Genomic DNA, 19,270 nt, shown 5'->3' with positions numbered 1-19,270 from the left:
TCACTTCATCCCGGTCGTCGCGATGCCCTGGACCAGGTACCGCTGGCCGAGCAGGAAGACGAAGAAGATCGGGATGATCGTGACGATCGACATGGCGAACATCGGGCCCCAGGAGCTGCCCGACGACGAGTCGAGGAACAGCCGCAGGGCGAGGGGCGCCGTCTTCACGTCGTCCTGCGTGAGGAAGATCAGCTGGCTGAAGAAGTCGTTCCACGTCCAGATGAAGGTGAAGATCGCGGTCGTCGCGAGCGCGGGCACGGCGTTCGGCAGCATCACCGAGAAGAAGATGCGCGGGTGGCCGCAGCCGTCGATGCGCGCGGCCTCCTCGAGCTCGCGCGGGATGCCGCGGAAGAACTGCACCATGAGGAAGATGAAGAACGCGTCGGTGGCCAGCAGCTTCGGCACGATGAGCGGCCAGAACGTGTTGATCCAGTCCATCTGCTGGAACATGATGTAGCGCGGCACGATGATCACGTGGATCGGCAGCATGATCGTCACGAGCATCATCGCGAACCACAGGTTCCGGCCGCGGAACTGCAGCCGGGCGAACGCGTAGCCCGCCATCGAGCAGGTCACGAGGTTCCCGATGAGGCAGCCCGCGACGATGATCGCCGAGTTCAGCAGGTACCGGCCGAACGGGGACGCGAGCGCGTCCCAGCCGACGGCGTAGTTGGAGAAGTCCCACTCGGTGGGGATCAGGGACAGGTCGCGGAAGATCAGCTCGGTCGGCTTGAACGAGCTGGCCAGCAGCCAGATCAGCGGGTAGATCATCGCGATCGCCGCGCCGATCATGACCGCGTGCCGCAGGGACGTGCGGACGATGCCGCGCCAGCGCGCGGGGCCGGGCCGCTGCGGGCTCTGCTCGGCGAGGGTGCGGACGCGCTCGCCGAGTTCCGGCGATTCGGGGGATGTCGTCGTCGTCATCGTGGGGGACTTCCTCTCAGTCCTCGTAGAAGACCCAGAACTTCGAGGCCCAGAAGTTCACGGCGGTCAGGAGCAGGACGATGAGCACGAGCACCCACGCCATCGCGGAGGCGTAGCCCATCCGCAGGTTCGAGAAGCCCTCCTGGTACAGGTAGAGCGTGTAGAAGAGGGTCGAGTCCGAGGGACCGCCCGAGCCGTTCGAGACGACGTACGCCTGCGTGAACGCCTGGAACGCGATGATCACCTGCATCACCAGGTTGAAGAAGATGATCGGGCTGAGCAGCGGGAGCGTCACGGAGCGGAACTGCCGCCACCGGGAGGCGCCGTCGAGCGAGGCGGCCTCGTAGTACATCTCCGGGACCTGGCGCAGGCCGGCGAGGAAGATGATCATCGGCGAGCCGAACGTCCACACGTGCAGCAGCACGATGGTCCACAGCGCGGTGTCGGGGTGCGAGATCCACCCCATGCCCTCGATGCCGAACCAGCCGAGGAACGCGTTGAAGATGCCGTCCTGGCCGAACACCTGCCGCCACAGGATCGCGATGGCGACGGAGCCGCCGAGCAGCGAGGGCAGGTAGAACACGGACCGGTAGAACGTCATGCCGCGCAGGCCGCGGTTGAGCAGCACCGCCAGGCCGAGCGCGACCACGAGCTGCAGCGGGACGCCGGTCAGCACGTACAGCAGCGTGACCTTGAGCGACTGGTGCAGGCGCGTGTCGCTCAGCATCGCCGTGAAGTTGTCGAGCCCGACGAACGTCGGGGCCGTCAGCAGGTCGTAGTCGGTGGTGGCGAGCACCAGCGAGGCGACCAGGGGGATCAGGGTGATGCCGAACAGCCCCAGGAACCACGGGGCGAGGAAGACCAGGGCGGCGCGGCCGTCGGACTTCCGGAGGTTGGTGACGGGCTTGACCGTCGTCCCGCCACGCTGCTGGCGCAGCTGGCGGAGCTCGTTGAGCGCTGTCATGGACGCACTTCCTCGTGGTCTGGCAAGAGAAGGGGCTCCGAGGAACCGGTTCCCGAACCTAGCCACGTCCGACGGACGATGTCCAGGGGGATCCCGGCAACCTGGGGACGGACCCAGGATCACGGCCTGCTGAGTGCTCTCGCGGGGGCCCAAGGTCCCACGGCCGAGGTGCCCCTGGCCCGGCTCCGCGCGTCGGGCTAGGCTCGTCGAGAAACCCGTTCCCGAGAGGTGGGCACCGATGACGCAGCTCGACCAGAACCCGACGGCACCCCGGCGCGCGGCCTCCGCGTCCACCCGGGCGGACGCCGTCGTCGCTCCCCGGCTGGCCCCCGTGCCCCCGGACCGGCCCCGACGCCGGTACGCGGTGCTCGGCACCGGGCACCGCGCGGGCATGTACGTCGGGGCGATCACCGGGCCGCACCGGGACGTCGCCGAGGTGGTCGCCTGGTGCGACACCAACCCGGGGCGCATCGCGTTCTACGACGCCGAGGTCGGCGCGGCGCTCGGGCTGGACGGCCCGGCGGGGCTGCCGACGTACGGCCCGGACGACCTCGAGCGCATGGTGGAGCGGGAGCGCGTCGACGTCGTCGTGGTCACGACGCCCGACCACCTGCACGCCGAGCACGTGGCGCGCGCCCAGGCCGCCGGCGCGGACGTGGTGCTGGAGAAGCCCGCCGCGACGGACGCCGAGGGGTGCCGCGCCCTCGCGCGGTCGGTGACCGGGACGGGTCGCGACCTGGTCATGACCTTCAACTACCGCTACTCGCCGCGGAACTCCACGCTGCGCGAGGTGATCGCGTCGGGGGAGATCGGCCGCCCGACCAGCGTGCACTTCGAGTGGGTGCTGGACACCGTGCACGGCGCGGACTACTTCCGTCGCTGGCACCGCGAGCGCGAGCGCTCGGGCGGGCTGGGCGTGCACAAGTCCTCGCACCACGTCGACCTGGTCAACTGGTGGCTCGACGACGTGCCGGAGCGGGTGTTCGCGTCGGGCGGGCTGCGGTTCTACGGGCGGGAGAACGCCGACGCGCGGGGCCTCGGCCCGCGGCCGGAGCGCGGCACCGGGGCCGACGGCGACCCGTGGGCGCTGGACCTGCGGGCCGACCGGCGCCTGCGCGGCCTCTACCTGGACGCCGAGCAGCACGACGGCTACCTGCGGGACCGGGACGTCTTCGCCCCCGGCATCACCATCGACGACAACCTGGCGCTGGTCGTCGACTACCGCGGCGGTGCGACGATGACCTACTCGCTCAACGCGCACTGCCCGTGGGAGGGGTACACGGTGGCGGTGAACGGCACCGAGGGGCGCGCGGAGCTCACGGTGGTCGAGCGCGGGGCGGTCGCGGTGGACGCGGAGGGGCGGGTCGTGCTGGACCCGTCGGCGACCCCGGGCGCGGCCCCGGTCGCGCCGTCCCGCCCCGAGGGCGAGCGGCTGGTGGTCCAGCGGCACTGGGAGGGGTCGCGGGAGGTGCCGATCCCGCGCGGCGAGGGGGGTCACGGCGGCGGCGACGCGCTGCTGCTCATCGACGTGTTCCGCCGTGACCTGCGGCTCGACCCGGACCCGCTGCGCCGGGCCGCGGGGTACGAGGACGGGCTGCGGGCGGCCGCGGTCGGCATCGCCGCCAACGCCTCACTGCGTACCGGGCGTCCTGTTACCATCGGCGAACTCGGCCTGGGGCTGCCGACCTGAGCGCGGCGGGACCCCCGTCCGCGGGCCACGGGTCCCCCGCGGGGCCGGGGCCGGGAGGAAGCAGGCCGATGCGCACGGGCGCGACCATCAGCGACGTCGCGACGGCGGCGGGGGTGTCCCGGGCGACCGTGTCACGCGTGATGAACGGCGTGGTCGTCGACGCCGAGCTGACCCGCCGGGTCCGCGCCGCGGCCCAGGAGCTGCAGTACCGGCCGTCGGTGACGGCGCGCTCGCTGTCCCTCGGGCGGACGCTCGCGGTCGGCATCGTCGTGCCCGACCTCACGAACCCGATGTTCCAGGCCGTGCTGCGCGCGGCGGCCGACGGCGCGCACCGCAGCGGGTACAGCGTGGTCGTGGCGGAGACCGCCGGCCCGGGCCGCGACGAGGTCGACGTGGTGCGCAGCACCCGCGCGCGGTGCGACGCGCTCGTGGTGGTCGCGCCGCGCACCCCCGCGGAGGAGCTGGTGCCGCTGCTCGACGACATCGCGCCGGTCGTCGTCGTGAACCGCTCGCTGCCGGGCACGGACGTGCCGACGATCAGCGTCGACTACTCGCAGGCGATGTCCGGGGTGGTCGAGCACCTCGCGGACCTCGGTCACCGGGACCTCGTCTACCTGACCGGGCCGGGGTCCAGCCCGTCGAACGTCGCCCGGCTCGACGGGCTGGGGCGCGCCCGGCTCGCCCGCGGGGACCTGCGGTACTTCACGCTGGAGTGCGGGGCGACCGTCGCGGACGGGTACGGCATCGCGCACGCGGTGCTCGCGACGTCGGCGACCGCCGTGGTCGCGTACAACGACCAGGTGGCGTTCGGGCTGCTCGGTCGGTTGCACGAGCTCGGTGTCGACGTCCCCGGGGCGCTGTCGGTCGTCGGGTTCGACGACATCGAGCTCGCCCGGTACGCGACGCCGTCGCTGACCACGGTCGCCGTGCCCTACGACCGGATCGGTGCCCGGGCGTGGGAGCGGCTGCACGCGCGGATCTCGGGTGCGGACGAGGCCCCGGCCGCCGACCCCGGCGTCGTGGTGGACGGGGTGGCCGAGATCCTGCCGACCGGGCTGATCACGCGCGCGTCCTCGGCGGCCCCGGCCGCCTGACCGACGGCACGGGGTGGCCGGGTCGCCTCTCGGTCTGGCGAGAAACCGGTTCCTGGCCTAGGGTGGGGGCATCCCGACACCGAGGTGAGGCCGTGCCCCCTGCACCCGCGCCGCCGCGGCGCCCCGTCCCCCGTCCGCCGTCCCGGGCCGCCCGGACGACGACGACCACCGACGTGCTCGCGCTCGGCGAGGTGATGCTCCGCCTCGACCCCGGCGAGGTCCGGATCCGCGCCGCCCGGCGGTTCGCCGTCCACGAGGGCGGCGGCGAGTACAACGTCGCGCGCGCGGCCGCCGCGGTGCACGGGCTGCGCGCAGGGGTCGTCACCGCGCTGGTGGACGACGAGGTCGGCCGGCTGGTCGAGGACCTGGTGCTCGCCTCCGGCGTCGACACGCGCTGGGTGCGGTGGGAGCAGCCCGGGGGACCGGTTCCCCGGCGCAACGGGCTCAACTTCACCGAGCGGGGGCACGGGGTGCGTGGGGCGCTGGGCGTGTCGGACCGGGCCCGCACCGCGGTCGCGGCGCTCGCCCCCGGCGACCTGCCGTGGGAGGAGGTCCTCGGCGGCACCCGGTGGTTCCACACCGGCGGCGTGTTCGCGGCGTTGTCCCCGACGACGACCGAGACCGCCGCCCGCGCGATGCGGACCGCGCGCGCCCTCGGCGTCCCGGTCTCGTTCGACACCAACTTCCGCCGCTCGCTGTGGGCGGCGCGCGGCGGGCAGCAGGCGGCCCGGGCGACGACCCGGTCCCTGGTCACGTCGTGCGACGTGCTCATCGGCTCGGCCTGGGACCTGCTGCCCGGGACCGGTGCGCTGCCCGGCGACGACCCGGCGGCGGCCCGCGCCGCGTTCGAGGCGGGCGTCGCCCGGATCCGCGCCGTGGCACCAGGGGTCCGCGTCGTCGCGACCACCCGGCGCCTCGTGCGGTCGGCGTCCCGCAACGCGTGGGGCGCGTTCGCCTGGTCCCGGTCCGACGGCGTGCACGCCGTCCCGGGGCACGACGACCTCGAGGTGCTGGACCGGGTCGGCAGCGGCGACGCGTTCGCCGCCGGCCTCGTCGCCGGGCTGCTGCGCGGCGACCGCCTCCCGGACGCCCTGGAGCGCGCGGTCGCCACCGGCGCCCTCGCCATGACCACCCCCGGCGACGCGGCGCACGGACCGCTGCCCGCGACCGCCGTCGCCCGACGGAAGGACCCCGCCGCATGACCGCCCCCGCACCGACCCCCGCGACCGCCGCCGCACCCGCAGCCAGCACCGTCCGGCCGGACCTGCTGCTGCTCCGCGAGGGCGACGACGTCGCCGTCGCGACCCGCGACCTCGCCCCCGGGGACGTGGCCCTCGGGGCCGACGGGCTGCGCGTCGCCGTGCGCGACGCCGTGCCGCGCGGCCACAAGGTCGCGACCCGCGCCGTCGCGGCGGGCGGGTCGGTGCGCAAGTACGGGCAGGTCATCGGCGTCGCGACCGTCCCGGTCGCCGCGGGGGAGCACGTGCACGCGCACAACCTCGGCTTCGAGGAGGGCGAGCGGGAGCACGAGCTCGGCGGCACCCGGACCGTGCTGCCCGTCCCGCCGGGGCCGCGTCCGACGTTCCGCGGCTACCGGCGTGCGGACGGCCGGGTCGGGACGCGGAACTTCCTGGCGATCCTCACCAGCGTGAACTGCTCGGCGTCGACGGCCCGGATGATCGCCGCGCAGTTCCCGGCGGAGGCGCTCGCGGCGTACGGCGACGTCGACGGGGTCGTGCCGCTGACGCACCAGTCGGGGTGCGGCATGGTCCCGGACAGCGAGGGCGGGCAGATGCTGCTGCGCACCCTGCGGGGGTACGCGGCCCACCCGAACGTCGGGGCCGTCCTCGTGCTCGGGCTCGGCTGCGAGATGCTCCCCACCGACCGGCTGACCACGCGCGCGGGGTCGTTCCTCGGGATGCCCGGGGTCGGGGCGCCGCCGCCGGTCGCGGACCCGCTGCTCGCGTCGATACCGGACGGGACGCTGGTGCGCAGCCTGACCATCCAGGACGTCGGCGGCGTGCGCGCGACGGTGCGCGCGGGCGTCGAGGCGATCCGGGAGATGCTGCCGGAGCTCGACCGGTGCGCGCGCGAGGACGTCGACGTCAGCGAGCTCGTGCTCGGGCTGAACTGCGGCGGGTCCGACGGGTACTCCGGGATCACCGCGAACCCGGCGCTGGGCTGGGCGTCCGACCGCCTGGTGGCCTACGGCGGCACGTCGGCGCTGGCGGAGACGCCCGAGGTGTTCGGCGCCGAGCACCTGCTCACGCGCCGCGCGGTGGACGCGGACGTCGCGACGCGGCTGCTGGACCGGATCGACTGGTGGCGGGGGTACGCCGCGGCGGGCGGCGGCTCGTTGGACAACAACCCGTCGCCGGGCAACAAGGCGGGCGGGCTCACGACGATCCTGGAGAAGTCGCTGGGCGCGGTCGCGAAGGGCGGGCAGGCCGACCTGTCCGCCGTCTACGCGTACGCGGAGCCGATGGCCCCGCACGGCGGCTTCGTGTTCATGGACACCCCGGGGTACGACCCGGTGTCCGTGACCGGGCTGGTCGCCGGGGGCGCGAACCTCGTGGTGTTCACGACCGGGCGGGGGTCCGTGTTCGGCTGCCGGCCGACGCCGTCGATCAAGGTCGCGACCAACACCCCGATGTACGAGCGCATGGCCGAGGACATGGACCTGGACGCCGGGCCGATCGCCGACGGGGCCGCGACGGTCGCGGAGGTGGGGCAGGTGCTGTTCGACCGGATGCTCGCGGTCGCGTCGGGGGAGCGCACCGTGAGCGAGGAGCTGGAGATCGGCACGGAGGAGTTCATCCCGTGGCACGTCGGCACCGTCACCTGACACCTAGGCTGGGGGGACCTCGGGGGCGCCGACGTCCCCGGTCCACCGCTGTCCTGGGAGACCCGTGAAGTACGCGCAGCACATCTCGGAGCTGGTCGGCGACACCCCGCTGGTCCGGCTCAACACCGTGACCGCCGGGCTGTCGGCCACGATCCTCGCGAAGGTCGAGTACGTGAACCCCGGCGGGTCCGCGAAGGACCGGATCGCGCTGCGGATGATCGAGGCCGCCGAGGAGTCGGGGGAGCTGCGGCCGGGCGGCACCATCGTCGAGCCGACCTCGGGCAACACCGGCGTCGGCCTCGCGCTGGTCGCCCAGCGCAAGGGCTACCGCTGCGTGTTCGTCTGCCCGGACAAGGTCTCGGAGGACAAGCGCGACGTGCTGCGCGCGTACGGCGCCGAGGTGGTCGTGACGCCCACGGCCGTGCCGCCGGACCACCCGGACTCGTACTACTCGGTGTCGGACCGGCTGGTCACGGAGATCGAGGGCGCCTGGAAGCCCAACCAGTACGCGAACGTGAACGGCCCCGCGAGCCACTACGCGTCGACCGGGCCGGAGATCTGGGCGGACACCGACGGGCGGGTCACGCACTTCGTCGCGGGCGTCGGCACCGGCGGGACCATCACCGGCACCGGCCGTTACCTGCACGACGCCTCCGTCGACCGCGGTGCCGCCGAGGGCGGCCGGGTCCAGGTCGTCGGCATCGACCCGCTGGGCTCGGTGTACTCGGGCGGCGACGGGCGTCCCTACCTGGTCGAGGGCGTCGGCGAGGACTTCTGGCCCGCCGCGTACGACCCGGCGGTGCCGGACGAGATCATCGCCGTGTCGGACGCGGACTCGTTCGCGATGACCCGGCGGCTGGCCCGCGAGGAGGCGCTGCTGGTCGGCGGCTCGTGCGGCATGGCCGTCGAGGGCGCGCTGCGCCTGGCCCGCCGGCTGCAGGACGAGGACCCCGAGGCGGCCGCGCGCGCCGTCATCGTGGTGCTGCTGCCGGACAGCGGCCGCGGCTACCTGTCCAAGATCTTCAACGACCGGTGGATGCGGTCGTACGGGTTCCTCGACGCGGACGCCGGGGCGACGGTCGCGGACGTGCTGCGCACCAAGGACGGCAGTCTGCCCGCGTTGGTGCACACGCACCCGAACGAGACGGTCCGGGACGCCATCGAGATCCTGCAGGAGTACGGCGTCTCGCAGATGCCCGTCGTCGGCGCGGAGCCGCCGGTGAAGATCGGCGAGGTCGCCGGGGCGGTGTCCGAGCGCGAGCTGCTGGACGCGGTGTTCGCGGGCACGGCGACGCTGTCCGACCGGGTCGACCGGCACATGGCCGCGCCGCTGCCGCTGATCGGCGCGGGCGAGACCGTCGAGCGGGCCCGCGAGCAGCTGCAGAAGCACGACGCGCTCATGGTCGTCGCGGACGGCAACCCGGTCGCGGTCCTTACCCGGCACGACCTGCTGGCGTACCTGGCGCACTGACCCCGGCCCGGGTCCCCGTCCGCCGCAGTCGACGGGGGCCGGTCAGGCGCCCAGCACGTGCCGCTCCACGAACGGGTTCCGGAACGTCCCGTCCGGGTCGGTGCGCGCGACCAGGGCGCGGAAGTCGTCCAGGTGCGGGTAGGCGTCGCGGGGGTCGCCGCCGCCGGGCACGACCCGGTCGAACAGCTTGCCCCAGTGCGGCCGCGCGCCGAACGGGGCGAGCGCCTCCTCGATCCGGGGGAGCACCGCCTGCACCTCGGCCTGGCGCGGCAGCCAGGTGAAGTGCAGGCCGACGCGGTCGCCGCCCTGCGCGCTGCTGAGCCACAGGTCGTCGGCCGCGACGGTCCGTACCTCGGCGACCTGCAGCAGCGGCGCCACCACCGGGCCGAGGGCGCGCAGCGCCTCGATCGCGCCGACGGCGTGCGCGCGGGGCACCAGGTACTCCGACTGCAGCTCGTCGCCGTTGCTGGGCGTGAACTCGAGCCGGAAGTGCGGCAGCCGCTCGTGCCACGGCCCGGGCACCCCGAGCTGCGGGGTGCAGCTCACGGGGTCGATCCCGGGCAGCGGGTGCAGCGGTCCGGTCGCGGGCCGCGCGCCGAACAGGTCCGGACGGGGCTCGTAGGTCGCGCCGGGCGCGAGCCGGGTCTTGCGCCACACCTGCCGCACGGTCGGCCCGACCCAGTCGGTGAACAGGCTGACCGAGTCGGCGGAGCCGGTCACGGCGTCGAGGTCGTCCAGCACGGCGTCCCACGGCAGGTCGGTGTGCACCTCCTGGGCGACGTCGTACGTCTCCTCCACGTCGAGGGTGACCCGCACGACGACGCCGAGCGCTCCCAGGGCGACGACGGCGCCCGGGAAGTCCGCGTCGCCCCGGGCGAGGCGCCGCAGCGAGCCGTCCGCCCCGACCACGTCGAGGGCGGCGACGGCGGCGGCGAGGTTCCGAGACCGGTCGCCGGAGCCGTGGGTGGCGGTGGCCACGGCCCCGGCCACGGAGATGTGCGGCAGCGACGCGAGGTTGCCCAGCGCCCAGCCCTGCGCGTGCAGGGCCCGGGCGAGGGCGCCGTACCGGGTGCCGCCCGTGACGGTGACGGTGCGCGCGGCGGTGTCGAGGCGGAGGTCGGGGTCCAGCCCGTCGAGGCGGACCAGGTCGTGCGGGGTGTCGGCGAGGTCGTTGAAGCAGTGCCGGGTGCCGAGCGCCCGCACGTGCCGCGCGGCGGCGACGACCTCCTGCACCTGCTCGACGGTGCGCGGCTCGTGCACGCGCGCGGCCGCGTAGGTGAGGTTCCCGGCCCAGGTGGTCAGCGTCATCGGTGCTCCCCGTTCCCGGCGGGCGCCCCTCGCCCGCCGGGACGACCGTAACCCGAGGTCAGGGCCGGTACCCACGCACCGCGACGAACGGCACCCGCAGGCGCCCGGGCTTGCGTACCGTTCGGCGTCATGGACCACCGCACCCCCGCCGGCCCGCCCCCGTCGCCGCCCGCGCCCCCCGTGCTGCCGGGGCTCGCGGCCGCGGGCGGGGTGCTGGTCGCGACGGCGGCCGCGGTGGCCGTCGCCTGGGCGACGAACGACCTCAGCCAGACCGTGTACGTCTCGCTCACCGTCCGGACCGGGGGCGTCGCCGCCGCGTCGGCCGTGGCGCTCCTCGGGGCCTCGGCGCTGGTCGCCCTTGTGCTGCTGGTCGCGGTGCTCGCCCGGCCACGGCGGGCGGTCGTCGTCCCGGACGGCGGTGCCGCGAGCCCGGGCGCGGGCGGGGCGACCCGGCGGTCGCGGCGCGGGGACCGGGACCGGCGTGGGCTGCTCGCCACCGCGACGGTGGTGGCGACCTGGTGCGCGGCGGTGGTCGGCGCGCTCGTCGCCTCCGGACTGAGCCGCGGGCTCAAGGAGGTCGTCCGCGAGCCGCGGGGCTGCTGGGAGCTGGTCGACGTCGCGCTGTGCCCGCCGCCGGGTGACTGGTCGTTCCCCAGCACGCACACCACCGCGGCGGCCGCGCTCGCGACGGCCGTGGTCGTGACGGTCCGCGCCGCGCGGGCGCTGCCGCCCGGGGCCGGACCGGGGCCGCTGGCGACCCGGGTGCTGCCGCCGGTCGCGGTGGTGCTCGCGGTCCTGGTCGGGGCGGCGCGGGTCGCGCAGGGTGCGCACCTGCCGCACGACGTCCTCGCGGGGGCCGCCCTGGGGACGGGGACGGTGCTCGCGGCGGTGCTGGCGCTGCGGCCGGTGCTGGTCCCGCTGGCCACCCGGGCGCTGCCGCGTGCATTCGCGAGCGGGGCCGGGCAGCGGGCAGGATGGAGGCGTTCCGCCCACGATCAAGGAGACGTCATGTCCGCCACGCTGCCCCAGGCCACCGGTTCGTTCGGTGAGAAGCCGATCCTGACGTTCCCCGAGGGCGACGCCCCGGCCGACCTGCAGGTCGTCGTGCTGTCCCCGGGTGACGGCGCGCTCGTCGAGGCCGGCGACGACCTCGAGGTGCACTACCTCGGCCAGTCCTGGAAGGGCGGCGTCTTCGACAACTCGTACGACCGCGGCTCGTCCATCAACTTCCCGATCGGCGTCGGCGCCGTCATCGGCGGCTGGGACGAGGGCCTGGTCGGGCAGCCGGTCGGCTCCCGCGTGCTGCTGTCGATCCCGCCGCACCTGGGCTACGGCGACCGCGGCGTGCCGCAGGCCGGCATCAAGGGCGGCGACACCCTGGTGTTCGTCGTCGACATCGTCGGCACCCGCTGACCCGCACCGCACCGTGACCGCGCCGCCGTCCGCCCGCACCGGGTCGGGCGGCGGCGCGGCGTCCGGCCCGTCCCGCCGGTCCCGCGCGTCCGGCCCCACCCGAGCACCCCGCACGTCCTGAGGAGCACCATGGCCACCCCGCACATCTCCGCCGAGCCCGGCGACTTCGCGCCCGACGTCCTCATGCCGGGCGACCCGCGCCGCGCGACGCGCATCGCCGAGACGGTGCTGGAGGACGCCCGCCTGGTCACCGAGGTGCGCGGCGTGCTCGGCTACACCGGCACGTTCGAGGGCCGTCCGGTGTCGGTCATGGCCTCGGGCATGGGCGTCCCGTCGATCTCGATCTACGCGACGGAGCTGTACCGGTTCTACGGCGTGCAGCGGATCATCCGCATCGGCACCGCCGGAGGCATGGCCCGCCACCTGGAGCTCGGCGACGTCGTCGTCGCGACGGCCGCGCACACGGACTCGTCGGTGAGCGCGAACCGGATCCCGGGCGGCATCCACTACTCGCACGTCCCGGACTTCGGGCTGGCGGCCGCGGCGTTCGCGGCCGGGCAGGCGACGCCGGGTGCCGGCGTGCACGCCGGGCCGGTGCTGACCTCGGACGTGTTCTACGCGGACCGCCCGCACGTGACGCAGGCGCTGACGGACCACGGCACCCTCGCCGTCGAGATGGAGGCCGCGGGCCTGTACGCCGTCGCGGACCGCGAGCGGGCGAAGGCCCTCGCGCTGGTGTCGATCTCGGACTTCACGTTCCAGGCGGCCGAGCTGTCGGCCGAGGAGCGCGAGCAGCTGTTCGACCGCGCCGTCCAGATCGGCCTCGCGGCGTTCGCCGCGGCCTGACGCACGCGTGGAGCGCGCCTGACGCGCGCCGAGGTCGTCACGACCCGCCGAGGTCGTCACTCACGAGTGACGACCTCGGCGACGTGCGACGACCTCGCGGTGCTAGGCGTCGAGCGGGCGCGGGCACGAGACGCCCGTGCCGCCGATGCCGCAGTACCCGTTCGGGTTCTTGTCGAGGTACTGCTGGTGGTAGTCCTCGGCGTAGTAGTACGGGCCGGCCTCGGCGGTGGTCCGCACCTCGGTGGTGATCTGCCCGTACCCGGCGGCGGTGAGCCGGTCCTGGTACGCGGCGAGGGTCTCCTCGGCGGCCGCGGCCTGCTCCGGCGTGGTCGTGTAGACGACCGACCGGTACTGCGTGCCCCGGTCGTTGCCCTGCCGGTAGCCCTGCGTCGGGTCGTGCGACTCCCAGAACGTGCGCAGCACGTCCGCGTCCGAGACGACCGCGGGGTCGTACGCGACCTCGACGACCTCGGCGTGCCCGGTCAGGCCGGTGCACACCTCCTCGTAGGTCGGGTAGGGGGTGTACCCGCCCTGGTAGCCGACGGACGTGACGACCACGCCGGGCAGCTGCCAGAAGATGCGCTCGGCGCCCCAGAAGCAGCCCATGCCGACGACGAGCGTCCGCGTGCCGTCGGGGTGCGGGCCGCGCAGCGGCGTGCCGAGGACCGTGTGGGTGGTCGGCACCGCGTAGGTGTAGCCCTCGCGGCCCTTCAGCGCGCGCTCCGGCTCCACCATGGTCGACTTCAGCGCCGATCCGAACAGCCAGTTCATCGTGACTCCCTTCCTCGGGTCCGCTGCACTCAACCCGCGGGCGTGCCCGGGTGTTCCCGCGCGCGGGGGCCTAGCCTGAGGGGGTGAGCGACGCGAACGACAGCACCCCGACCCAGCCCGAGCCGCCGCAGGTCACGGTGGACGGCGACCTGGAGCAGCAGGACCACGGCGACTGGTCGGCGGCGGGCTTCTCGACCCGGGCCATCCACGCCGGTCAGGAGCCGGACGGCGCGACCGGTGCGGTCGTGACCCCGATCTACCAGGTCTCGACGTACAAGCAGGACGGCGTCGGCGGCCTGCGTGGCGGGTACGAGTACTCCCGCTCGGGCAACCCGACCCGCACGGCGCTGGAGGAGGCGCTGCGCGCGGCCGAGGGCGGCGGCGCGGGCTTCGCGTTCGCGTCCGGGCTCGCCGCGGAGGACACGCTGCTGCGTGCCGTGCTGCGGCCCGGCGACCACGTGGTCGTCCCGGACGACGCCTACGGAGGCACCTACCGCCTGATCGCCCGGGTGTTCGGCCCGTGGGGCATCGAGCACACGCCGGTCGACCTGTCCGACGCCGACGCGGTGCTCGCCGCGATCCGCCCCGGGCAGACCAAGCTCATCTGGGTCGAGACGCCCACCAACCCGCTGCTGGGGATCTCCGACATCCCGGCGCTCGCGGCGCACGCCCGCGCGGCCGGTGCCGTGCTCGTCGTGGACAACACCTTCGCGACGCCGTACCTGCAGCAGCCGCTGGCGCTCGGCGCGGACGTCGTCGTGCACTCGACGACCAAGTACATCGGCGGGCACTCCGACGTGGTCGGCGGCGCCCTGGTCGTCGCGGACGGCGCGCAGCTGCCGGTCGGTCTGGAGAGCCCGGCGGGCGGCACGGCGCTCGCGGACGCCGTCGGGTTCCACCAGAACGCCTCGGGCGCGGTGGCCGGGCCGTTCGACGCGTGGCTGACGCTGCGGGGCCTGAAGACGCTGGCGGTGCGGATGGACCGGCACTGCGCGAACGCCGCCGCGGTCGCCGCGTTCCTCGACGCCCGCGACGACGTGACCGCGGTGATCTACCCGGGGCTGGAGAGCCACCCGGGGCACGAGGTCGCGGCCCGGCAGATGTCCGGGTTCGGCGGCATGGTGTCGTTCCGGGTCGGCTCGGCGGAGCGCGCCGCGCAGGTGTGCGCGCGCACCCAGGTGTTCACGCTCGCGGAGTCGCTCGGCGGCGTCGAGTCGCTCATCGAGCTGCCGGCGCGGATGACGCACGGCTCGGTCGCGGGCACCGACCTGGAGGTCCCGGACGACCTGGTGCGGATCTCGGTCGGCATCGAGGACGAGGCCGACCTGCTCGCCGACCTGGCACGGGCCCTGGCGTGACGGCACCCGGGGGCGATGTGCCGGCGGAGCCGGGGGCGGCCGTGCCGGCCGATGCCGCTCCGGACGCGGCGGCGGGGGGCTCGGCGCCCGCCGCGCCCACAGCGCCCACGGCGCCCCCGGTGCTGGACGACGGCGACCTCGTGCGCGGGGCCACCCCGCCCGGGTGGTCCGCCGCGCAGTCGGTGTCCCCGGCGGTGCGGGCGGCCGCGGCGTGGTCGTGGCGGTTCCTGCTGATCGTCGCCGCGTCGGCGGTGGCGGTGTGGTTCCTCGCGTTCTTCAAGGTGCTGGTCGTGGCGGTGGCGGTCGCGCTGCTGCTGACGGTGCTGCTCACCCCGGTGGCCGGCTGGTTGCAGCGGGTGGCCCGGTTCCCCCGGGCGGCGGCGGCGATCACCGCGGTGCTGGTGCTGATCGGCGTGGTCGCGGGACTGGTGACGCTCGCGAGCCGGTCCATCGGCAACGGGTTCGGCGACCTGTACCAGCAGGCGGCGGGCGGGTTCGACGAGCTGGTCGCGTGGCTGTCGGACGGCCCGCTGAACCTCGGCACGGACCAGCTCGACGACCTGATCGAGCAGGGCCGCACCCAGCTGACGGACAACGCGAGCACCCTGCTGTCCGGCGCGCTGTCGGTGACCACGACCGTCGGGCACGTGGCGGCGGGCGCGCTGGTCGCGCTGTTCTGCACGTTCTTCTTCCTGCTCGACGGCCGGACCATCTGGACGTGGCTGGTCGGACTGCTGCCGGTGCGGGTGCGCGAGCGCGTGCACCAGGCGGGTCGGCGCGGCATCGTCACGCTGTCCGCCTACACGCGCACGCAGATCCTGGTCGCGTTCGTCGACGCGGTCGGCATCGGCACGGGTGCCGCGATCCTCGGCGTCCCCCTGGCGGTGCCGCTGGCGACGCTGGTGTTCGTCGGGTCGTTCATCCCGTTCGTCGGCGCGATCGCGACCGGCGCCATCGCGGTGCTGGTCGCGCTGGTGTCGCAGGGCTGGGTGGTCGCGCTGATCATGCTCGGCGTCGTGCTGCTGGTGCAGCAGATCGAGGGCCACGTGCTGCAGCCGTTCCTCATGGGCCACGCGGTGTCGCTGCACCCGGTGGCGGTGCTGCTGGTGGTGTCGGCGGGCTCGCTCGCGGCGGGCATCGTCGGCGCGCTGCTCGCGGTCCCGATCGCGGCGGTCGCGAACACCGTGCTGCTGTACCTGCACGGGCACGACAAGTTCCCGGACCTCGGCACGGAGGACCACGTGCGGATCCGCCCGCCGGGCCGCTTCGGGCGGCGCCGGTCCGCCGCGTCGGCGGACGCCGGGCGCGTCGGTGACGCCCCGCCCGCCGCGCGGTGAAAGATACGCAGGTGACCTTCCTCGACGACGCCCGCGCTGCCGCACGCCTGCTGGAGGGGGTGGCGACCCTCACCCCCGTCGAGTCGTCGCGCGCCCTCAGCCAGGTGGCCGGTGTCCCGGTGCTGCTCAAGTGCGAGAACCTGCAGCGCGCGGGCTCGTTCAAGATCCGCGGCGCGTACGTGCGCATGGCCCGGCTGTCGGCCGTCGAGAAGTCCGCCGGGGTGGTCGCGGCGAGCGCGGGCAACCACGCGCAGGGCGTGGCGCTGGCGGCGCAGCTGCTCGGCATCGACGCCGTCGTCTACATGCCGGTGGACGCCGCGCTGCCGAAGATCGCGGCCACCAAGGAGTACGGCGCCGAGGTGCGGCTGCACGGCCGCAGCGTGGACGAGGCCCTGGTCGCGGCACGCGCCGAGGCCGAGCGCACCGGCCGGGTGCTGATCCACCCGTTCGACCACGAGGACATCGTTGCGGGGCAGGCCACCATCGCCCTGGAGGTCCTGGAGCAGGTCCCGGACGTCCGCACGATCGTCGTCCCGCTCGGCGGCGGCGGGCTCGCCGCGGGCGTGCAGGCGCTGGTCGCGGAGGTCGCCCCGCACGTGCGCGTCATCGGGGTGCAGGCGGCCCGCGCCGCGGCCTACCCGGCGTCGCTGGCGGCGGGGGAGCCGGTCCCGGCCGCCGAGCTGCACACCATGGCCGACGGCATCGCGGTCGGCACGCCCGGCCGGGTGCCGTTCGAGGTGCTGCGCCGGCACGCCTGCGAGGTGCGCACGGTGTCCGAGGAGGACCTGTCCCGCGCGCTGCTGCTGGTCGCCGAGCGGGCGAAGCTGCTGGTCGAGCCGTCCGGGGCCGCCGGGGTCGCCGCGGTGATGGCCGCGCCGCCGGGGGACCTGGAGGGCCCGGTGGTGGTGCTGCTGTCCGGCGGGAACATCGACCCGCTGGTGCTGCTGCGCGTCGTGCGGCACGGGCTGGCGGTGTCGGGCCGGTACCTGCAGCTGCGGGTGCGGGTGCACGACACGCCCGGCGCGCTGGCGGGGCTGCTGCGCGAGCTCGCGTCGGTGGGGGCGAACGTCATGCACGTCTCGCACGTGCGGACCGGCGTCGACCTGGAGATCGACGAGGTCGAGATCGAGGTGCAGGTCGAGACGAAGGGCCCCGACCACTGCGCCCGGGTGCTGCAGCACCTGCGGGACGACGGCTTCCGGCTCGCCGAGCACTGACGGGGGTCAGCCCGGGTCGCCGGTGTCGAGCCGGTCGAGCAGGTCCACGGCGGCGCGCGCGTAGTCGCTGATCCACCGGTCGTGGATGCGCTTGATCGGCAGCGGCGCGAGCTGCAGGTGCCGCTCGCGCCCCACCCGCCGGCCGGTGACCAGGCCCGCGCGCTCCAGGACGCGCAGGTGCTGGAGCACCGTCGTGCGGTCCAGGTCCGGCGTGGCGGCGCACAGCGCGCCGGTGGTGCGGGGCGCGTCCCGGAGCAGGTCGAGCAGGTGCCGGCGGGTCGACGAGGCGAGCGCCTTGAACACGAGGTCGTCCGAGGGGTTGTCCTGCTGCGTCGACACGTTGTAAAAATACAACATGAGCGATGAGGCGCTGGACCACCTGGAGTTCACCGTGTCGGGGCGCGTCGGGCGCCCGTGCGCCGAGGTCTACGAGGCGATCGCGGACCCCGAGCAGCTGTCCCGCTACTTCACCACCGGCGGCGCCCGCGGCCGGCTGGAGGTCGGCGCGGACGTCACCTGGGACTTCCACGACTTCCCGGGCGCGTTCCCGGTGACCGTGGTCGCGGCAGACCCGCCCCGGCGGCTCGTGATCCGCTGGGAGGGCGAGGCCGCCGTCGACGGCGGGAGCACGACGACCACGTTCGAGCTCGAGCCGCTCGACGGGGACACCCGGACGCTCGTCACCATCTCCGAGTCGGCGTGGCTGCCGACCGCGCAGGGCGCGCGCCAGGCGTTCGGGAACTGCGCGGGCTGGACCGGCATGCTCGCCGCGCTCAAGGCGTGGGTGGAGCACGGCATCAACCTGCGGGACGGCTTCTACGCCTGACCCCGGACGTGCCGAGGGCCCCGCCGCTGCTGCGGACGGGGCCCCCGGGGAGCGTGGTGCGGGTCAGCCCGTGAACGGCTTCGCGGCCGTGACCTCGACCGGGATGTCCCGGCCGTTCGGCGCCGTGTAGGTGACCTTGTCGCCGACCTTGCGGCCGTTGATCGACGCGCCCAGCGGGGAGGTGGGGGAGAAGACCTCGATGTCCGCGGAGCCGGCGATCTCGCGCGAGCCCAGCAGGAACGTCATCTCGTCCCCGGCGACGACGGCCGTGACCACCATGCCGGGCTCGACGACGCCGTCGTCCTGCGGCGTGCCGATCTGCACGTTGCGGAGCTTCTCCTTGAGCTCGCGGATGCGGGCCTCCTGCTTGGCCTGCTCCTCGCGGGCGGCGTGGTAGCCGCCGTTCTCCTTGAGGTCGCCCTCGTCGCGCGCGGCGGCGATGCGCTCGGTGACCTCGGCGCGTCCGGGGCCCTCGAGGTGCTCGAGCTCGCCCTTGAGGCGGTCGTAGGCCTCCTGCGTCAGCCAGGTGGCGGCCTGCGTCGTGTCGGTCACGTCCACTCCTTCCCTGCGTGGTGCGCGCCCGTGGGGGCGTGCGGGTCGTCAGCCCGGTCAGGCGTGCGCGAGCGCGTGGTGCGTGAGCGGGATCCCGCCGTCACCCTCGCGGTCTCGTCGACCTGGGGTCGACGTCGGGCGACGTCGGACCGGGGCGGCGTATGAATCGGCAAGCATACCAACCGGCGCGTCGTCGCGGGGGTGGTCCCCACCGTGCGTCAGGCGGGGTCAGGCTGCTTCGCAGGTCTCCACCACCGCGGTGACCGCCTCCTGCGCGGTGGGGATCGTGACGGTCACCCGCTGGGTCGCGGTCCCCGCGGGCCCGACGGTGACGGTCTGCACGCCGACCTCGGCGTACCGCTCCGACAGCGCCTGGACCCGGCAGCGCACGGTCGCGTCCGCGTCCTTGGTGACGTCGAACGTGATCTCGACCGACTCGCTGCCCGCGACGCGGTACCCGACGTCCTTCCAGGTGATGGAGTCGCCGCGGTCCAGGCCGATCCAGACCGTGATCCCCAGGCCGACGAGGGCGAGCACCGCCACCAGGGCGCGCGCGACGCGGCGGTGGCCCGGCGGACGCTCGCGGCCGTACCGCCCGGCGGGGGGCTCGCCCGGGCTCGCGGGGACGGTCGCGGCGGGCGCGTCGGCGGGGCC

The 19,270-nt window shown here is 74.8% G+C and carries 18 protein-coding genes and 1 pseudogene; 12 read left to right on the top strand and 7 right to left on the bottom strand.

Features of this window, described 5'->3' with window-relative positions:
- On the bottom strand, positions 1 to 924 hold the full coding sequence (locus EBM89_RS09410; RefSeq protein WP_122149180.1) for a carbohydrate ABC transporter permease: 924 nt from the start codon (positions 922 to 924) through the stop codon (positions 1 to 3).
- 16 nt (positions 925 to 940) lie between these two features.
- Complete coding sequence (locus tag EBM89_RS09405) at positions 941 to 1,888, bottom strand: carbohydrate ABC transporter permease (RefSeq protein WP_122149179.1); 948 nt, start codon at positions 1,886 to 1,888, stop codon at positions 941 to 943.
- Between the two features lie 238 nt (positions 1,889 to 2,126).
- On the opposite strand from EBM89_RS09405, the gene EBM89_RS09400 reads away from it, so the two are divergent.
- From EBM89_RS09400 to EBM89_RS09380, 5 genes are all read left to right on the top strand, one after another.
- Entirely contained in the window at positions 2,127 to 3,578 is a 1,452-nt protein-coding gene (locus EBM89_RS09400) for a Gfo/Idh/MocA family protein (protein WP_122149178.1), read from the top strand.
- A gap of 68 nt (positions 3,579 to 3,646) precedes the next feature.
- On the top strand, positions 3,647 to 4,672 hold the full coding sequence (locus tag EBM89_RS09395) for a LacI family DNA-binding transcriptional regulator (protein ID WP_122149177.1): 1,026 nt from the start codon (positions 3,647 to 3,649) through the stop codon (positions 4,670 to 4,672).
- Positions 4,673 to 4,764: 92 nt separating this feature from the next.
- The gene (locus EBM89_RS09390; RefSeq protein WP_147463506.1) at positions 4,765 to 5,874 is read left to right on the top strand and encodes a sugar kinase; all 1,110 of its coding nucleotides are present in this window, start codon (positions 4,765 to 4,767) and stop codon (positions 5,872 to 5,874) included.
- Positions 5,871 to 7,517, top strand: a complete 1,647-nt coding sequence (locus EBM89_RS09385; protein WP_122149175.1) for a UxaA family hydrolase — start codon at positions 5,871 to 5,873, stop codon at positions 7,515 to 7,517. Before EBM89_RS09390 ends, EBM89_RS09385 begins: the two co-directional genes overlap by 4 nt.
- Before the next feature lie 64 nt (positions 7,518 to 7,581).
- Positions 7,582 to 8,988, top strand: a complete 1,407-nt coding sequence (locus tag EBM89_RS09380; RefSeq protein WP_122149174.1) for a cystathionine beta-synthase — start codon at positions 7,582 to 7,584, stop codon at positions 8,986 to 8,988.
- Positions 8,989 to 9,030: 42 nt separating this feature from the next.
- On the opposite strand, the gene EBM89_RS09375 is transcribed toward EBM89_RS09380, so the two are convergent.
- Positions 9,031 to 10,296: an FAD-binding protein gene (locus EBM89_RS09375; RefSeq protein WP_122149173.1), complete on the bottom strand. Its 1,266-nt coding sequence runs from the start codon at positions 10,294 to 10,296 to the stop codon at positions 9,031 to 9,033.
- Positions 10,297 to 10,425: 129 nt separating this feature from the next.
- Between EBM89_RS09375 and EBM89_RS22080 the strand changes: the two are divergent.
- The 3 genes and pseudogenes from EBM89_RS22080 to deoD all read left to right on the top strand — a co-directional run.
- Positions 10,426 to 11,178: pseudogene (locus EBM89_RS22080) on the top strand (phosphatase PAP2 family protein); the annotation flags it as partial.
- Positions 11,179 to 11,304: 126 nt separating this feature from the next.
- The gene (locus tag EBM89_RS22075; protein WP_233571650.1) at positions 11,305 to 11,709 is read left to right on the top strand and encodes an FKBP-type peptidyl-prolyl cis-trans isomerase; all 405 of its coding nucleotides are present in this window, start codon (positions 11,305 to 11,307) and stop codon (positions 11,707 to 11,709) included.
- A gap of 129 nt (positions 11,710 to 11,838) precedes the next feature.
- Complete coding sequence (gene deoD, locus EBM89_RS09365; RefSeq protein ID WP_122149171.1) at positions 11,839 to 12,555, top strand: purine-nucleoside phosphorylase; 717 nt, start codon at positions 11,839 to 11,841, stop codon at positions 12,553 to 12,555.
- A 102-nt stretch (positions 12,556 to 12,657) separates the two neighbouring features.
- On the opposite strand, the gene msrA is transcribed toward deoD, so the two are convergent.
- Positions 12,658 to 13,326 carry a peptide-methionine (S)-S-oxide reductase MsrA gene (gene msrA, locus EBM89_RS09360; RefSeq protein ID WP_122149170.1) on the bottom strand — a complete coding sequence of 223 codons (669 nt, stop codon included), beginning with the start codon at positions 13,324 to 13,326 and terminating at the stop codon, positions 12,658 to 12,660.
- Between the two features lie 149 nt (positions 13,327 to 13,475).
- On the opposite strand from msrA, the gene EBM89_RS09355 reads away from it, so the two are divergent.
- The 3 genes from EBM89_RS09355 (at position 13,476) to ilvA (ending at position 17,238) form a co-directional block, all read left to right on the top strand.
- The gene (locus tag EBM89_RS09355) at positions 13,476 to 14,684 is read left to right on the top strand and encodes a cystathionine gamma-synthase (protein WP_122149193.1); all 1,209 of its coding nucleotides are present in this window, start codon (positions 13,476 to 13,478) and stop codon (positions 14,682 to 14,684) included.
- Positions 14,685 to 14,803: 119 nt separating this feature from the next.
- Entirely contained in the window at positions 14,804 to 16,021 is a 1,218-nt protein-coding gene (locus EBM89_RS09350) for an AI-2E family transporter (protein ID WP_439647179.1), read from the top strand.
- An 11-nt stretch (positions 16,022 to 16,032) separates the two neighbouring features.
- Positions 16,033 to 17,238: a threonine ammonia-lyase gene (gene ilvA, locus EBM89_RS09345; RefSeq protein WP_122149169.1), complete on the top strand. Its 1,206-nt coding sequence runs from the start codon at positions 16,033 to 16,035 to the stop codon at positions 17,236 to 17,238.
- 6 nt (positions 17,239 to 17,244) lie between these two features.
- On the opposite strand, the gene EBM89_RS09340 is transcribed toward ilvA, so the two are convergent.
- On the bottom strand, positions 17,245 to 17,577 hold the full coding sequence (locus EBM89_RS09340) for an ArsR/SmtB family transcription factor (protein WP_233571647.1): 333 nt from the start codon (positions 17,575 to 17,577) through the stop codon (positions 17,245 to 17,247).
- A gap of 16 nt (positions 17,578 to 17,593) precedes the next feature.
- Between EBM89_RS09340 and EBM89_RS09335 the strand changes: the two genes are divergently transcribed.
- A complete protein-coding gene (locus EBM89_RS09335) occupies positions 17,594 to 18,064 on the top strand; it encodes an SRPBCC domain-containing protein (protein ID WP_122149167.1) in 471 nt (156 codons plus the stop codon).
- Positions 18,065 to 18,127: 63 nt separating this feature from the next.
- Here the strand turns inward: EBM89_RS09335 and greA are convergent, their stop codons facing one another.
- The gene (gene greA / locus EBM89_RS09330) at positions 18,128 to 18,616 is read right to left on the bottom strand and encodes a transcription elongation factor GreA (RefSeq protein WP_122149166.1); all 489 of its coding nucleotides are present in this window, start codon (positions 18,614 to 18,616) and stop codon (positions 18,128 to 18,130) included.
- 228 nt (positions 18,617 to 18,844) lie between these two features.
- On the bottom strand, positions 18,845 to 19,270 hold a 426-nt coding region (locus EBM89_RS09325), incomplete at its 5' end, for a DUF4307 domain-containing protein (protein ID WP_233571646.1).

Source organism: Cellulomonas triticagri (assembly GCF_003696205.1).
In the GTDB taxonomy this organism is placed as follows: domain Bacteria; phylum Actinomycetota; class Actinomycetes; order Actinomycetales; family Cellulomonadaceae; genus Cellulomonas; species Cellulomonas triticagri.
The sequence above is the reverse complement of the archived record's forward strand: the minus strand, read 5'-3'. Positions and strand labels throughout refer to the sequence as shown.